Genomic DNA, 14,794 nt, shown 5'->3' with positions numbered 1-14,794 from the left:
GTAAGATCCATAGCAAATTGTTTCTCAAAGGGGGTTACCCTTTTAAAAAGTACGCTTGGCTTTTGTTCAGTTTTCAAGGAACATTCCGTGCTGCTTATCTCTCAATCAGCAACTTTTATATCTTACCACGCTGATTTCAAGATGTCAACATCTTTTTTTCATCGTCTATCGGACGACTTGATATATCTTACCTTGTCATGCTCATTCTGTCAACTCTTTTTTTCAACGTCAAGAGTGTTCAAAATTTGCGACAACGTTGTTTATTTTACCATCATTTCATGCCTTGTCAACTGTTTTTTTATCGCAAACCAATCAGTGCTGATTTTCTTCAGCTAGCGATGGCAACTTCGCATAATGACAAGGGACTGTCCATACAATGGTACAAACATATTGTGCGAGGTGGAGGGCAAATGATGCTTTGGATTATTAATGGAAGACGGCTGAAAAGTATACTTTTCATCATACTTGCCGCTTTTTTTGCCGCATTGATTCTTTTTGTCGAGCAGCAAGATACAAGTGTATTCACACCAATAAAGGAGACCGGCGCCTTATCGCGCATTGAAACGGACCAGAAACAGCTGGCACTAACGTTTGACAGCAACTGGGGCACGCAGCAGATAAACATGATTCTTCCTGAATTAAAGAAAGCCCATGTTCCCGCCACATTCTTTTTCTCTGGTGAATGGGCGGAACGACATCCTGATGTTGTGCAACACGCCTTACGCGATGGCAATGAAATTGAATCGCACGGCATGCGTCACGAAGATTATACGCAAATGAACGCGGCGGATGTGCGCAGGGACATGCTTTTGGCTCAGGAAGCCATTTATAAGGCAAGCGGTGCACGACCGCAAATGGTGCGACCGCCTTATGCCCGCGTGAATGAATCCAATTTACAGACAGTGTCTAATCTGCAGTTACAAATGGTGCTTTGGAGTGTAAATCCACAAGATGATACCAACCCAGGTTACAAAGTGATTGCCGCACGCGTGCTTGAAAGCGCAGGCAAAGGCGATATCATACGTTTGCACGCATCTGATTCTGCCAAGCAAACCTATCGGGCCCTCCCGCTGATTATCCGTGAAATGCAGCGCCGAGGCTACCATTTTGTTACTGTAAAGACGCTGATTGCCGATGCAAAATCCCGTCATCATTTATTCCAGTGAGTTCGATTATTGTTTTTCCGATTGCTTTTTCATAATTTCCTGAATCGTATCGGTCACTACTTTTTTAAAAGCAGGACTTGCAATCATCTCCTGCATGTCTCGCTTAATCTGTTCACGAAAAGATTTGGTACGAAGCAGACTTAAATATTCTTGCTGCATTTGCGGTGCCTTCAGCACATCCATCATCATTCCTTGGTAATCAGGATCTTTCATCATTTTTTTTAGCAATTGCTCGTTCTCTTGCTGCATGGTCTTTGCAAGTTTGTCAGCAAAACCAGGATCCTGGATGAGTTCAGACCAAAGTTTCTTGCCTTGCTCTGAATGAAAAGTGTCTAATATCGTTTTCTTTATCACCGGTTCGTCAAAGACAAAGGCAGTCCGCATTTCTTTATCTTCCAACAACTCCTTTACTGTCTTCTTGCCGTCATCTGTTTTCAGCATATCGAGCACCATCTTCTTATTCTCCTGATAAGAGGGGTTCGCCGAGTTGTTGCTGCCGCCGCAGCTGACCAATAGAACAGACGCGGAAAGAAGGAGAATCAGAGCGATCGCTCTTTTCATGAGTTTGCCTCCTCGAACGTAAGGTTCATTGGGTTACTATGCGGATTTTTCCAATTTTTATGCAGAATACCTACACTAATCATCCCTTAAATGGTTGCTGCATTTATCGCGCGAAATTATATACTTTCTTTGCTAATCAGAAAAACTTGGCATAGCCAGGTCCTTTTTTAACAATTGCGCTGTGGCTGCTCGCTTTTGCCGCAAGGCGCTAGCGCACCTCGCTGCATTTTTGTGCGAAAAACCTTGTACTTTCTAATCACTTAACAAAAGGGAGGAGCTCCCCCGCAAGTGGTGAAAGCTCCTCCCTCAAACTATTCTCAAATAAACTAGCCTTAGTCAAGCTTGGCGATTACCTGATCCGCAATCTGATCATAAATGGCGGCAATGGTGTCACCTTCGAAATAGACACCTGGCGCAAAGTTTTCTTCGCGACTGTCTGGCTGGCGAAGCGGTACGCGTCCCAAAAGATCGGTCTTTAGCAGTTCGCTCAGCTTATCGCCGCCGCCACGACCGAAGACATATTCTTTTTCCCCGGTTTTGCTACTTTCGAAATAAGCCATATTCTCTACAACGCCGAGTAAATCATGCTCGGTCTTCACTGCCATCGCGCCGGCGCGAGCAGCGACAAAAGCGGCCGTCGGATGCGGCGTTGTCACAATAATTTCTTTGGAGTGTGGCAGTTTGCTGTGCACATCCATGGCAATATCGCCCGTACCCGGAGGCAAGTCGAGGAGAAGAAAATCAAGTTCGCCCCAGTCGACATCACTGAAAAAGTTGTTTAGCATTTTACCGAGCATCGGGCCGCGCCAAATGACCGGATTATTATTTTCTACAAAAAAGCCCATCGAAATAACTTTGACACCGAAGCGTTCAACAGGAACAATTTTATCGCCCTGCACTTCAGGACGGTTTTCAATGCCCATCATATCAGGAACGCTGAATCCGTAGATATCTGCATCAAGCAGACCGACTTTTTTGCCTTTTCGCGCCAAGGCCACAGCAAGGTTAACAGATACGGTCGACTTGCCGACACCGCCTTTTCCACTAGCAATCGCAATAAATTGCGTTTTGCTTTCCGGGCTGAGCAAATCATCTGTCTGCTTTTCGGGAAAACCGCCGAGCTGCTCAACTTCCTTGTCTGTCAACTGATCAAAACGCATACCAACTGACGGAGCGCCCGCCTGCTTTAATTTATTCGAAACCTCCACCTGAATCTGCATTTGTTTCACATGATCCGGCTTTGACAGCGCAACTTTCAAACTGATTAAATCCTCTTTGATGGTTAAATCCCGCAACGCATTCGTTTCAACTAGATTCTTATGTAAAAATGGATCTTGGACCGTTTTCAAAACATCGATCACTTGTTCTTTTTTAAGCATTTGGATCCGTCTCTCCCGTCACAGCTGGTTTTTATGCTGCAGGCTGGGCAAATCAACCCCACTTCGCCCGGTAGCCCTCTCTGCCTTTAAGTATAACAAAAAGGGTTGAAAATAGGGTCAAAAGTCTCTCCGTTATTTGCTTGTCTTGACTTCTTCTTTGGTGAAATAACGCATGATCCCTTGACTGATAGATGCAGCTGCTGATCGTTGATAATTTCTTTGGACGAGCAGCGAACGCTCAGTCGGGTTGGATAGGAAGCCGACTTCGACCAGGGCGGCTGGCGGTGACGCTTTCTTAAGCAAATAAACAAAGCCAATCGCTTTGGCCTGTCTGTTCGTGTTGCTGAGGTTCTTTTGGATCGAATCCTGAATTAGCATGGCTAGTCGCTCGTTCTTTCCCGAATTTGGATAAAAAAATGTTTGGGCACCGCGCCAGCGACTGTTCGGGATCGCATTGAGATGGATACTGATAAAAGCATCCGGGTGATTTTTCTTTATAATATCGGCCCTTCTGAGTAAATCTTGCGTCTTGTGTCTGCCGATGTAATCATCATCAGAGAGGTCGTCATCACTGTCGCGTGTCATGATGACAATCGCCCCCGTTTCTTGAAGGTAGTCGCGCAAATCGCGTGCGATCTTCAAAGTGATTTTCTTTTCAATGGCATCGCCGCCGACCGCGCCGCCATCAATCCCTCCATGCCCCGCATCAACAACAATGACCCGTCCAGCAAGCGGCATATTCCAATTTTTTCCTGTATGTCTCCCGACAATTCCTTTTATTCCTGCAAGGATAATTACGAGTGTAAGCACGATTGACCCAATAATTAGCCATTTCCGCCGCATTGCCTTCCCCTCCATGCTCAAGCCTGTCTCTTGAACATGTATATGGACAGGATACCTTTTTATGCCTGAATCAGTGTTTCTGTAATTTCAGTCGCCAGCGTTTCAGTGCCGTTTCGTAGCCGTCTTCCCACCAAAAGTTCAGATAGACCCCGCACGTCTCTTCCAAGCCCGTCATTGATGGATCATCGGCCGACCAGAACCGCCAAAATTCATAAAAATCATGCTGAAGCAGCGTCATTGAGCGCTGGCTTCGTTGGCGGACCACGGATTTATCTTCTCCATAGAAGCCGAATCTTGCCATCGAGCAGCCAAGCAAATAAGCTTCAAGCGCATACTCTGCTGACATGTCAAGAGCCGTTTGCCCTGAGGAAGGTATGCGGGCCAGGTAGTCATCAAAATTTCTGTGAATCGTCATTTCAATTTTGTCAAAAGAGAGTTCACGAAGCGCCTGGCGTTCAAAATCAAGCTGTTTATTGTACTTTCGCTGCTGAAAGTTTGTAATCACTGCCATTTTTGCTCCTCCTTTTTCTCTTTTAGGTTTTTCAAATGTAAAAGGTTCAATCATAACATGTTTTTCCATGACGGTATAGAAACGTGCCCAACGCAAAAAATAGACTTGCGCGTTGCTTTTGACTTGCTACCCAACAGAGTCAACATTAGAGAAAATTTGCTTTTTTTAATTCAGCCCTGGCTGCTCGCTTGCCGCGGCCATCGCGCCATTTTTCATGAAAAACTGGACTCGTCTTGTCCTTGCGTTCCATTTATTTACTTGCCGGGGCACCAGAGCGTTTTTACTGCAATAAAAAAAGCCTCAAGGTCGATTACATCGATTGCTGAGGCATACTGTTTATTTTTTCAAATTGTGATGACTGATGCGAAAACGGTGACGCACCTTTTTGACTTTTGTTTTCTGATACTGGTTGCTTGTGCTTCGAATGGAAAAAGAAGTGCCGCCTTTTGTTACAGAAGGGACGAGTAGCAACCGTTTTGAGGCATTTGTGACAGCAAGTGGATGCACAATGTTTCCAGTTGTTCTCCTTGAGCTTCCATTTAAGGACTGAAAATCTATCGGGGGAAAGACCCCATTGAAAATTGTTTTGGGGACATAAAAATGCGGACGAACTTGCGTCGCATGCTAGTTTCATCAGAAGCTACTTTAGACGGAAAGCTTTTTGTGGGTTTTGTTGGATTGATCCTGCTTGCACACATCAAGACAAAAATGCAGTCGCGCTTTTCAAAGATTCACTCGGATCATCGTTTTCAAATGAATGATGCTCGCACGGACTATTGAATCGTTCATCCATGCCTAACCGGCTAATCATCAGTAAGCACGCCTCTTCGTTAGTGAATCCATTAAAACTGAGTCTTCTGAAATGGCCAAGACCACGGTGTATGCCATGGGCGCGGGTCTTCAGTCTGCGACATCCAGCAGGATTTTCCCCGTACTCTGTCTGCTTTCCATCCACTCCTGCGCCTTTGCGGCTTCTTTCAGGGGATAGTGCCGGCCAATCTTCATTTTCAGCCGGCCGTCCTTCAGAAACGCTGAGAGCTGTTTTGCCGCATCGGTCAGGAGATCAGGCCGATTTCTGATCGTTGTTCCGAGACTGAAGCCAAGGACAGCACGGCAACTGGAATGCAGGTCTGTCGTCTTAAAACGACCTGTATCTCCGCCGGCACTGCCGAAATTAACAAGCCTGCCGTATAGGGCAAGACAGGTCAGACTTTTCTCGGCAATCTCTCCGGACAGCGAATCAAGAATCACATCGGCACCCTTACCGCCGGTCAGCCGATTGACTTCTGATGCAAAGTCTTCAGTCTGATAGTTGATCACCGCATCGGCTCCTGCCTGTTCTGCAATCGGCTTTTTCCGGTCGCTGCCGACAGTGCCGATGACTTTGTCCGCGCCGAACAGCCGTGCCAATTGTACTGCCGTTGTACCGATACCGCCGGCTGCCGCATGAATCAGCACCGTTTCACCCGGGTGAACACGGGCCACATCGGCAAGCAATTTATATGAAGTGAAGGCCACTGTCGGGCAAGCGGCGGCGGTCTCAAAATCCACTGAATCCGGAATCGGAAAAGTTAGATTCTCATCGGAAGCCACATACTCTGAATAGGACCCATGCTTCAGAAGCGCGATGACATGCTGACCGACGTGCAGATCGTGTACGTCGGCACCTGTTTCTTCAATAATTCCAGCTGCGTCAAGTCCGGGTATAAAAGGCGGTTTACTGCCGGAATGATATCTTCCCTGACGCGACATAATATCTGCGAAATTCACACTTGTGGCAACGACGCGGATCAGCACCTGTTCCGCACCAATCTTCGGAATTTTCAGATCTGTACAGTTAAGTACCGACGGATCGCCAAACTTAGACACAATCACTGCTTTCACTCTCAAGCCCCTCCAAGATATAAATTTGGCCCGGAACACAGATAATGTGCTTCTTTTGACCTTCATTCCCATTATAGTGAACGCCTTCGGAACCGTGTTGTAAAAAGTCCTGGCAATCAAAAGAACCGGGCATTCCAGTCATTTCGGCGTCTGCGCAACGGACCTGATGCTGTCTCAGGTGGGTTGGGTAGAATCGTTTCTTCAGTGGTATTTCCATCAGCACGACACAGATTAAAACCAGCCTTTTTCGGCAGAACACTTTTTTGACTGCCACTCGTTATTTAAATGCTTGATTCTCTAAGACCGTGACTTTCTCAACCGCAGTTTTCGCCCGTTCTTTCGTGTCGTTCACAAGCCGGACAATGTCCGGATAGCACTGCTTCGCTCCAGCAACAAGCAAGGGGACGCCAATGAAATCTATCTTCATCCACCGAGAAAACAAGCCGCCGATCGTCATTGAAAACGGAACGGTCGGCGATGTGTTCGAGAAAATGATTTTCTCCGATCCGTTGTATTTCTTCTGAAGCAGAATACTTAAATTAACGATCGCCGGAAGCAGATGTTTCGATGCGCCGCGACCAACTGTGTACACTGAATTTCCGTCGTCATCCTGCCCATGAAAGATAAATTTCCCCATATCCGACGCATTGAGCTTATTAAAATAAGGTACAGATAAAATCTCTGCTTTCGTCAACTTCTGGCTTCCAGATATTTTTTTTAGATGATAAGCTGCAGCGAGTGCCGTCGTGTGCGTCCCGCCAAAATCGTTATAGATGTAAATCACCGTATCATCCTTTTTGATCAGATTTATTCTTTCTATTCTTTCCCTTTCAACTGCGGATATTCATAGGTGAAAACACGCTTAAGCGACGACTCTTTGGCTGGAATAGATACGATCAATAGTAAATGTCCGTACTTGTCGCCGCGTGTAACAATATGCTTTAATATAGGCCGTGCCTACACTTATGATCCTGACACGCCGCTTCGAAAATTGACCATCTTTCGCTTGATAAATAATTACTATGACATCCCCTGATCGCATCTAATCACCTCAATTTTTCTTAATTATAGCGAACATATATTCGTATTTCAAGATATAATAAGAATAAATATCCCTATTTTCGGGCAAAGAATGATGAACATACTTTCTGACCTTAAGCGAGAACTGAAACAACAATGGAAAAACTGAAGACATTGCCTAAATCTTAAAGAGGACTCTGGTGATAACAAATTATCTAATCGATCCCATTTTGTATTTGGAATCCATTAAAAATGATAAAACAGAACTGCTGATCGTCAAATGAGGGTCAAAACCCATTGTTAAAGCATCAAAAAAAGACTTGGATTAGCAAGTCTTTTTTGGCAAAAATTTTTTATACTTTCTTATCTTGCAAAAAGGCTCCCAACCAATAAGGTTGAGAGCCTTTGAACGCCCGAAAATCAGCGTTTTGAGAACTGTGGTGCACGACGTGCGCCTTTGAGTCCGTATTTTTTACGCTCTTTCATACGCGGATCACGTGTCAGGAAGCCAGCGGCTTTCAAAACCGCGCGGTATTCCGGATCAGCTTTCAGCAGTGCGCGAGCAATGCCGTGACGGATTGCGCCGGCCTGGCCGGTGAAACCGCCGCCGTCTACATTAACGAGGACATCGTAACGTCCTTCCGTTTCTGTTGTAACGAGCGGTTGTTTTAGAATCGTGCGCAGTGTTTCAAGGTTGAAATATTCATCAACAGCGCGGCCGTTAACAAGAACATTGCCATCGCCAGGAACGAGCCTTACGCGGGCAACTGAGCTTTTCCGGCGGCCAGTGCCGTAATATTGTACTTGTGCCATTTATTGTCCCTCCTCAATTATCCGCGAAGTGTATACGCTTCTGGTTTTTGTGCAGCATGCGGATGTTCTGCGCCTTCATAAACATGAAGTTTATTGAACATCTTGCGTCCGAGACTGTTATGCGGCAGCATGCCCTTAATCGTGATTTCGAGCATTGCTCTCGCGCGCGTCTGGCGCATTTCAAGCGCAGAGCGCTGTTTGATACCGCCCGGGAAACCTGAATGATGCGTATATTGTTTCGTCAGTAGTTTCTTGCCTGTCAATTCAATCTTATCTGCATTGATAATAATTACATTGTCTCCGCAATCTACGTGCGGTGTAAAAGTCGGTTTATTTTTGCCGCGAAGAATTGATGCAACTTCGCTGGCAAGGCGTCCGAGAATCTGACCTTCGGCATCGATAACGAGCCATTTGCGGTCAACGGTTGCCGAGTTAGCCATATAGGTTGTACGCACAATGATTTCCTCCTTGAATCATTCAATTGCCTGAGACGACCCACAACCGTCTCAGGAGGGAAAGCATCTTGCTTTCCTAAATCCGTCATCTATTTTGAGCCAATATCTTTGGGGCTAATAGTGGTCAAATTAGAAATGCCAAAGCATATAGTAACGTATTGAGCTGCTTTTGTCAAGCAGCATCCTGTTTCTCTTAATTTCTTTTAAAAAGTGATTAATAGGTTACTTTCCATAGCGTCAAGCCCGTGGGCGGCGCTGTTTTCGACGCACTATTGCGGTCCTTTGCTGCGACAATTTCCGCCACATGCAACGGTGTGAATTTCCCCATGCCGACGTCAAGCAAGGTCCCCGTGATAATCCGTACCATCTGGTAAAGAAAACCGCTGCCGGCAATACGAATAATCGTTTCATCTGCAAAGGGTTCAATTGCTAGTTCATAAACCGTCCGCGTTTTGTCAATGACGGATGTATTGGCGGCACAGAACGAACTGAAGTCATGCGTACCAACAATAAAGCGAGCGGCTGCCTGCATCTGTCCGATATCAAGCGGTTGCGGGATGTGCGTCGTGTAAAAGCGTCGGAACAAGTCGGGCTCGGGCCGTGTCAGCAGACGGTAGCGGTACTCTTTGCGCCGGACATCATAGCGCGCATGAAACGCATTGTCCACCTGCTCCGCCTGGCGGATAAAGATATCCTGCGGCAGCAAACTGTTCAGCGCTTTGGCCCAATTCTCCTCTGGGATCCGCAAATCGCTTGTAAAATGGAAGACCTGACCGTACGCATGAACACCGCGATCAGTGCGCCCCGAGGCGGCGATCCGCACCGGGCAACCTTTATGCAGTTTTTTCAAGGCTGCTTCAATTTCACTTTGCACGGTCCGTTTTTCCGGCTGCACCTGATATCCGAAGAAATGGGTGCCGTCATACGCCACCGTACATTTCAGTTTGACCATCTCAACTCAATCTCCTGTACTAATATCGAAACAGAATCAGTGCGATCGTCATGATTGCGAGAATGAGGAGCAGCACCGTATCACGGTTGTTCCAAACGAGCCGGTGCAGCTTCGTTCTGCCCTCATCGCCATGATAACCGCGCGCTTCCATCGCCATCGCCAGTTCTTCCGCGCGCTTAAACGCGCTGACAAAAAGCGGCACCAGTAGCGGTACAACAGCTTTGAACCGGCTTTTGATCGAACCCGTGGTAAAATCAGAACCGCGCGCCGCCTGGGCTTTAATAATTTTTTCCGTCTCCTCAAGCAGAGTCGGGATAAAACGCAATGATATCGACATCATTAGCGCAAATTCATGAACCGGCAATTTAATTCGCTTGAGCGGATGGAGCAAAGATTCCAGACCATCGGTAATCTCTATCGGCGAGGTTGTCAATGTCAGCAGGGTCGTGATAACGATAATTACCAAAATCCGAAATGATATGAAGATCGATTGAATCAAGCCATTCAGATAGATATGCAGCCAACCCCAGCTGAAGAGCAGCAATCCACCATTTGTAAAAAATAAATTCAAAATAAAGGTTAGAAACACAATAAAAAAAACGGACCGCAGGCCGCGGTAAATAAATTGAAACGGCAGCTTGGAAGCGGTAATACTTGCAAGACAGAATAAGATTAAGAGTCCATAGGACAGCCAATTATTAGCCAGAAAGACGATAATGACAAACAGAAACATGCTGATCAGTTTCGAGCGCGGATCCAGCCTGTGCACCAGCGACTCCATTGGCACATACTGGCCGATGACGAGATTAAACATGGGCCGCATCCCCCTTTAACAATTTCAGCACTGCGTCTGCTGTATCCTCCATCGTGAAGGCTGACAGGGTTGGCTGCGGTGTACCTATTTTCTCCGCTAAGCGACGAATAAATTGCATCGTTTCCGGGCTTTCCAACCCAATTCGCTGTAGCGCTTCGTCACGTGAAAAGACTTCGGCTGGTGAGCCCGCCATGATGAGCGATCCATGATTCATCACAACAACCTGATCAGAATAAAGAGCGGCGTCGCTCATGTTATGGGTAACCATAATAATCGTTCGCTTCTGCTGGCGATGCAACTGATCAAACAAATCCATGATTTCTTTTCTGCCCCTCGGATCGAGCCCAGCAGTCGGTTCATCAAGAATGATCACTTCCGGCTGAACGGCGAGCACGCCGGCAATTGCCACCCGGCGCATCTGCCCGCCGCTGAGGTCAAATGGCGAACGTTCCCAAAACGCTGATGGGATATGTACCAGTTCTAGGCATGCTTTCGCTCGACGACCGGCTTCATCCTGCGGCACACCGAAGTTAATCGGTCCGAAAGCCACATCTTTCAGCAGCGTTTCCTCAAAAAGCTGATGTTCCGGATACTGAAAAACATAGCCGACTTTCTCGCGTAAAGCTTTAAAATTAATCTTTTTTTTCTTGCGTTTGCTGCCACCTTCTAATGTGAGATCACCCGCTGTAATAGAGCCGGTGGAGGGCAGAAGCAGACCATTTAAATGCTGCGCTAGGGTCGATTTTCCGGATCCTGTGTGACCGATGATGGATGTAAAGGATCCCGATGGGAATGCCACACTGACATCATTTAACGCCATGCGCATAAAGGGTGTTCCCGGTTGATACGTATGCGTTACATGGTTGACCGTAATGTCCACAGTGCATTCACCAATCCTTCCTGAGTCAGTGGCCGCTCCGTCATCTCAAGTCCCCTCTGACGAAGCAACCGCTCCATTTTGACTGCAAACGGGAGATCAAGCCCGATTTCTTCGAGTAATTCCGCATGTTGGAAGATTTCTGCCGGCGTCCCCTGACGAATGACTTTGCCTTCATTCATTACAATCAGCCGGTCAGCATGCACCGCTTCATCGAGGTCATGCGTAATCGACAATACGGTTAGTCCCCGTTGTTTATTTAATAATTTCATGGTTTCCAGCACATCGCGCCGACCTTCTGGATCAAGCATCGATGTGGCTTCATCAAGAATCACAATCAGCGGCTGCAAAGCGACTATACCAGCCAGGGCCACCCGCTGCTTTTGGCCGCCCGACAAACGATGCGGTTCCTGATCCGCGTAAGCTTCCATTTTGACCAACTTCAACGCTTCATCCAAACGCTGAAGCATCTCTTCGCGAGCGACGCCGTGATTCTCCATACCGAACGCTACATCATCGCGGACAGTGGCCCCAACAAATTGGTTATCGGGGTTCTGAAACACCATCCCAACGCGTCGGCGAATTTTCCAAATCGCGGATTCATCCTTTGTATTGTAGCCGGAAACCACCACGTTTCCTTGCTCCGGCTGAATCAGGCCGTTCAGACATTTTGCCAGCGTTGATTTTCCCGAACCGTTGTGGCCGATAATTGCCAGCCACTCGCCCTGTTTGACGGACAGCGTGACGTGATCGAGTACTCGTGATCCCGCTTCTTGGTAACGGTACGACAAATCACTAACATCAATGATATTTGGCACACGATCTCCTCCTCTCGAACTCAGGCTCATCTCAACTCATTAGACTTTTATTTCTCAGTATAGCAGAATTTCTGATTGGCCGGATCTAACCGCCTTTCACTCAATTCAACGATCGGCCATCCCCAAAAAACAATGCTGCAGCAAGCTGCAAAAAAGGCAGAAACAGGTTGATGATACCCGCTTCTGCCTTCGTCATTCGAAAAAACTTATTTTACCAATTCAAGAATCGCGAGTTCCGCGCCGTCGCCTTTACGAGGGCCTGCTTTCAGAACGCGCGTATAGCCGCCCTGACGTTCTTCATAACGCTTTGCGATATCATCGAACAATTTCTGAACAGCATTCTGCGTTCCTTCATCATTAGCTACTTCATTGCGAATGAACGCAGCCGCTTGACGGCGTGCATGAAGATCGCCGCGTTTTGCCAGTGTAATCATCTTTTCAACGATCGGCTGAACGGCCTTAGCTTTCTGAAGTGTTGTTTCAATACGTTCATTGATAATCAAATCAGTCGCCAGATCACGGAACAGAGCCTTTCTTGCCGCAGAGTCCCGACCCAGTTTTACATAAGCCATGTACCTGTACCTCCTTTGTCACTCTTGATTCTTCTTTTTTGCGCAAAAAAGAAAAATATCTTTTAAATAAATGTGTTATTCTTCCACTCTTAATCCAAGTCCGAGATCATTTAGCTTCTCTTCAACTTCTTCAAGAGATTTACGACCCAGATTGCGAACTTTCATCATATCTTCTTCCGATTTCTGAGTCAGTTCTTGAACCGTATTGATCCCAGCGCGTTTCAGACAATTGTAAGAACGTACGGACAGATCCAGTTCTTCAATCGTCATTTCCAGCACTTTTTCCTTCTTGTCTTCTTCTTTTTCGATCATAATTTCAGCTTTCTGTGCCTGATCGGTTAAGCCGACAAAAAGATTCAAGTGCTCGGAAAGAATTTTCGCGCCGAGCGCAATCGCTTCTTCCGGACGGATGCTGCCATTGGTCCAGACATCAAGGGTCAGTTTGTCATAATTGGCAACCTGGCCGACACGTGTCTTTTCCACTTGATAGTTTACTCGCTCAATTGGCGTGTAAATCGAATCAATCGGAATCACACCGATTGGCAGATCTTCGGTCTTGTTCCCATCGGCAGGAACATAGCCGCGGCCTTTTTGGGCCTGCATTCTCAGATGGAAATTTGCGCCTTTGTCAAGCGTCGCTATTTCCAGTTCAGGATTTAGAATTTCGACATCGCTGTCATGGACAATGTCAGCTGCTGTCACTTTTCCTTCTCTTTGAACGTCAATCTCAAGTGTCTTTTCATCATCTGAATAAAGCTTCAAAGCAAGCTTCTTTATATTCAGAATAATCGCCGTTACATCCTCGACAACGCCTTCGATGGTGGAAAATTCATGAAGCACCGTATCAAACTGTACGGTTGTCACAGCCGCGCCCGGGAGGGACGAAAGCAAAATCCGGCGTAACGAGTTACCCAGAGTCGTGCCGTACCCGCGTTCGAGTGGTTCGACAACAAATTTGCCATAGCTTCCGTCGTCAGACAGTTCAACCGTATCGATCTTCGGCTTTTCGATCTCAATCATCAACTAGAAACCCTCCTTCGAAACGTCGGAACTTCAGCCAACTATAAGCGGACTGAAGCTCCCCGATAAGTTTTCGTTCAGGCATACCGGCTTGCTTTCTCAATCTATTGTTTCATAACGTTTATAAATCATAAGCATTATAAACAGATTCATAGCATGCTATACGTATACCGGTCAGACACGACGACGTTTTGGCGGACGGCAGCCGTTATGAGGAATAGGCGTTACGTCGCGGATTGTAGTCACTTCAAGGCCCACTGCCTGCAAAGCACGAATTGCCGCTTCACGTCCAGCGCCTGGTCCTTTGACAGATACTTCAATGGTTTTCATGCCATTATCCATCGCGCTCTTGCCGGCAGCTTCTGCTGCAGTCTGAGCGGCATATGGTGTGGATTTTCTCGAACCCTTGAATCCAAGACCACCGGCACTTGCCCAAGAGATGGCATTGCCATGGGGATCGGTAATCGTAACGATTGTATTGTTGAACGTCGAACGGATATGTGCCACCCCGTTCTCAACATTCCTCTTGATCCGGCGCTTACGCGTACGTTGTTGTTTTACCATAAATGTTTAACCCTCCTTCACTTATTTCTTTTTATTTGCCATGGTCTTTTTAGGACCTTTTCTTGTACGGGAATTATTCTTCGTATTCTGTCCGCGAACCGGAAGACCTCTACGGTGACGAATGCCGCGATAGGATCCGATTTCGATAAGCCTCTTGATATTCAGAGAAACTTCGCGGCGCAAATCGCCTTCCACACGATAATGGTCGACAACTTCACGGATACGCGTCTGTTCTTCTTCAGTCAAATCACGAACACGTGTGTCTTCGGAGACTTTGGCTTCCGCCAAAATCTTCTTGGCCGTTGTCAGACCGATACCGTAAATGTAGGTCAGCGAAATAACAACCCTTTTTTCTCTTGGAATATCGATACCTGCAATACGTGCCATACGTTAACGCACCTCCTTTTATCCTTGTCTTTGTTTATGCTTCGGATTTTCACAAATCACCATGACAACACCTTTACGGCGGACAATCTTGCATTTTTCGCACATCTTTTTAACTGATGGTCTCACTTTCATTGCTGAACCCTCCTTCATGCACCCGC

General features: G+C 46.7%; 19 protein-coding genes and 1 pseudogene. 2 read left to right on the top strand and 18 right to left on the bottom strand.

All coding sequences use genetic code 11. The features are described from left to right. Positions 1-410: 410 nt before the first annotated feature. Positions 411-1,166, top strand: coding sequence for a polysaccharide deacetylase family protein (locus JOC27_RS10090; RefSeq protein ID WP_239530240.1), 756 nt, complete (start codon positions 411-413; stop codon positions 1,164-1,166). A 6-nt stretch (positions 1,167-1,172) separates the two neighbouring features. Here the strand turns inward: JOC27_RS10090 and gerD are convergent, their stop codons facing one another. The 4 genes from gerD to JOC27_RS10070 form a co-directional block, all read right to left on the bottom strand. After that, a complete protein-coding gene (gene gerD, locus JOC27_RS10085) occupies positions 1,173-1,727 on the bottom strand; it encodes a spore germination lipoprotein GerD (protein ID WP_205007167.1) in 555 nt (184 codons plus the stop codon). A gap of 332 nt (positions 1,728-2,059) precedes the next feature. Next, positions 2,060-3,106: an Mrp/NBP35 family ATP-binding protein gene (locus JOC27_RS10080; protein ID WP_205007166.1), complete on the bottom strand. Its 1,047-nt coding sequence runs from the start codon at positions 3,104-3,106 to the stop codon at positions 2,060-2,062. Positions 3,107-3,238: 132 nt separating this feature from the next. Continuing rightward, entirely contained in the window at positions 3,239-3,949 is a 711-nt protein-coding gene (gene cwlD, locus JOC27_RS10075; protein ID WP_205007165.1) for an N-acetylmuramoyl-L-alanine amidase CwlD, read from the bottom strand. Between the two features lie 70 nt (positions 3,950-4,019). Continuing rightward, positions 4,020-4,460: a DUF2521 family protein gene (locus tag JOC27_RS10070; protein ID WP_205007164.1), complete on the bottom strand. Its 441-nt coding sequence runs from the start codon at positions 4,458-4,460 to the stop codon at positions 4,020-4,022. 546 nt (positions 4,461-5,006) lie between these two features. On the opposite strand from JOC27_RS10070, the pseudogene JOC27_RS13670 reads away from it, so the two are divergent. Continuing rightward, positions 5,007-5,213, top strand: a pseudogene (locus JOC27_RS13670) (IS1634 family transposase); the annotation flags it as partial. Between the two features lie 147 nt (positions 5,214-5,360). On the opposite strand, the gene JOC27_RS10065 reads toward JOC27_RS13670, so the two are convergent. The 14 genes from JOC27_RS10065 to rpmJ form a co-directional block, all read right to left on the bottom strand. Continuing rightward, on the bottom strand, positions 5,361-6,344 hold the full coding sequence (locus JOC27_RS10065) for a zinc-binding dehydrogenase (protein ID WP_205007163.1): 984 nt from the start codon (positions 6,342-6,344) through the stop codon (positions 5,361-5,363). Positions 6,345-6,621: 277 nt separating this feature from the next. Next, positions 6,622-7,128, bottom strand: coding sequence for a DUF3189 family protein (locus JOC27_RS10060; RefSeq protein ID WP_205007162.1), 507 nt, complete (start codon positions 7,126-7,128; stop codon positions 6,622-6,624). Between the two features lie 78 nt (positions 7,129-7,206). Then, positions 7,207-7,386, bottom strand: a complete 180-nt coding sequence (locus JOC27_RS13690; protein ID WP_462933470.1) for a WYL domain-containing protein — start codon at positions 7,384-7,386, stop codon at positions 7,207-7,209. Positions 7,387-7,784: 398 nt separating this feature from the next. Continuing rightward, complete coding sequence (gene rpsI / locus JOC27_RS10055; protein ID WP_205007161.1) at positions 7,785-8,177, bottom strand: 30S ribosomal protein S9; 393 nt, start codon at positions 8,175-8,177, stop codon at positions 7,785-7,787. 17 nt (positions 8,178-8,194) lie between these two features. Then, positions 8,195-8,632, bottom strand: a complete 438-nt coding sequence (rplM, locus tag JOC27_RS10050) for a 50S ribosomal protein L13 (protein ID WP_205007160.1) — start codon at positions 8,630-8,632, stop codon at positions 8,195-8,197. 214 nt (positions 8,633-8,846) lie between these two features. Further along, the gene (gene truA, locus JOC27_RS10045; RefSeq protein ID WP_205007159.1) at positions 8,847-9,584 is read right to left on the bottom strand and encodes a tRNA pseudouridine(38-40) synthase TruA; all 738 of its coding nucleotides are present in this window, start codon (positions 9,582-9,584) and stop codon (positions 8,847-8,849) included. A 19-nt stretch (positions 9,585-9,603) separates the two neighbouring features. Next, positions 9,604-10,398, bottom strand: coding sequence for an energy-coupling factor transporter transmembrane component T family protein (locus JOC27_RS10040; protein WP_205007158.1), 795 nt, complete (start codon positions 10,396-10,398; stop codon positions 9,604-9,606). Next, the gene (locus JOC27_RS10035; RefSeq protein ID WP_205007157.1) at positions 10,391-11,278 is read right to left on the bottom strand and encodes an energy-coupling factor transporter ATPase; all 888 of its coding nucleotides are present in this window, start codon (positions 11,276-11,278) and stop codon (positions 10,391-10,393) included. The genes JOC27_RS10040 and JOC27_RS10035 overlap by 8 nt, the downstream gene beginning before the upstream one ends. Further along, positions 11,254-12,123, bottom strand: coding sequence for an energy-coupling factor ABC transporter ATP-binding protein (locus JOC27_RS10030; protein WP_205007156.1), 870 nt, complete (start codon positions 12,121-12,123; stop codon positions 11,254-11,256). Before JOC27_RS10030 ends, JOC27_RS10035 begins: the two co-directional genes overlap by 25 nt. Before the next feature lie 176 nt (positions 12,124-12,299). After that, positions 12,300-12,665, bottom strand: coding sequence for a 50S ribosomal protein L17 (gene rplQ / locus JOC27_RS10025; RefSeq protein WP_205007155.1), 366 nt, complete (start codon positions 12,663-12,665; stop codon positions 12,300-12,302). Positions 12,666-12,740: 75 nt separating this feature from the next. After that, entirely contained in the window at positions 12,741-13,685 is a 945-nt protein-coding gene (locus tag JOC27_RS10020; protein ID WP_205007154.1) for a DNA-directed RNA polymerase subunit alpha, read from the bottom strand. A gap of 174 nt (positions 13,686-13,859) precedes the next feature. Continuing rightward, positions 13,860-14,249, bottom strand: coding sequence for a 30S ribosomal protein S11 (gene rpsK, locus JOC27_RS10015; protein ID WP_205007153.1), 390 nt, complete (start codon positions 14,247-14,249; stop codon positions 13,860-13,862). A gap of 21 nt (positions 14,250-14,270) precedes the next feature. Further along, on the bottom strand, positions 14,271-14,636 hold the full coding sequence (gene rpsM, locus JOC27_RS10010; RefSeq protein WP_205007152.1) for a 30S ribosomal protein S13: 366 nt from the start codon (positions 14,634-14,636) through the stop codon (positions 14,271-14,273). Positions 14,637-14,654: 18 nt separating this feature from the next. Further along, a complete protein-coding gene (gene rpmJ, locus JOC27_RS10005) occupies positions 14,655-14,768 on the bottom strand; it encodes a 50S ribosomal protein L36 (RefSeq protein WP_010024581.1) in 114 nt (37 codons plus the stop codon). Positions 14,769-14,794 lie beyond the last annotated feature (26 nt).

It is taken from the genome of Sporolactobacillus spathodeae, assembly GCF_016908935.1.
GTDB classification, from domain to species: domain Bacteria; phylum Bacillota; class Bacilli; order Bacillales; family Sporolactobacillaceae; genus Sporolactobacillus; species Sporolactobacillus spathodeae.
Note: the sequence above shows the minus strand (reverse complement) of the source record. Positions and strands in the feature narration are given on the sequence as shown.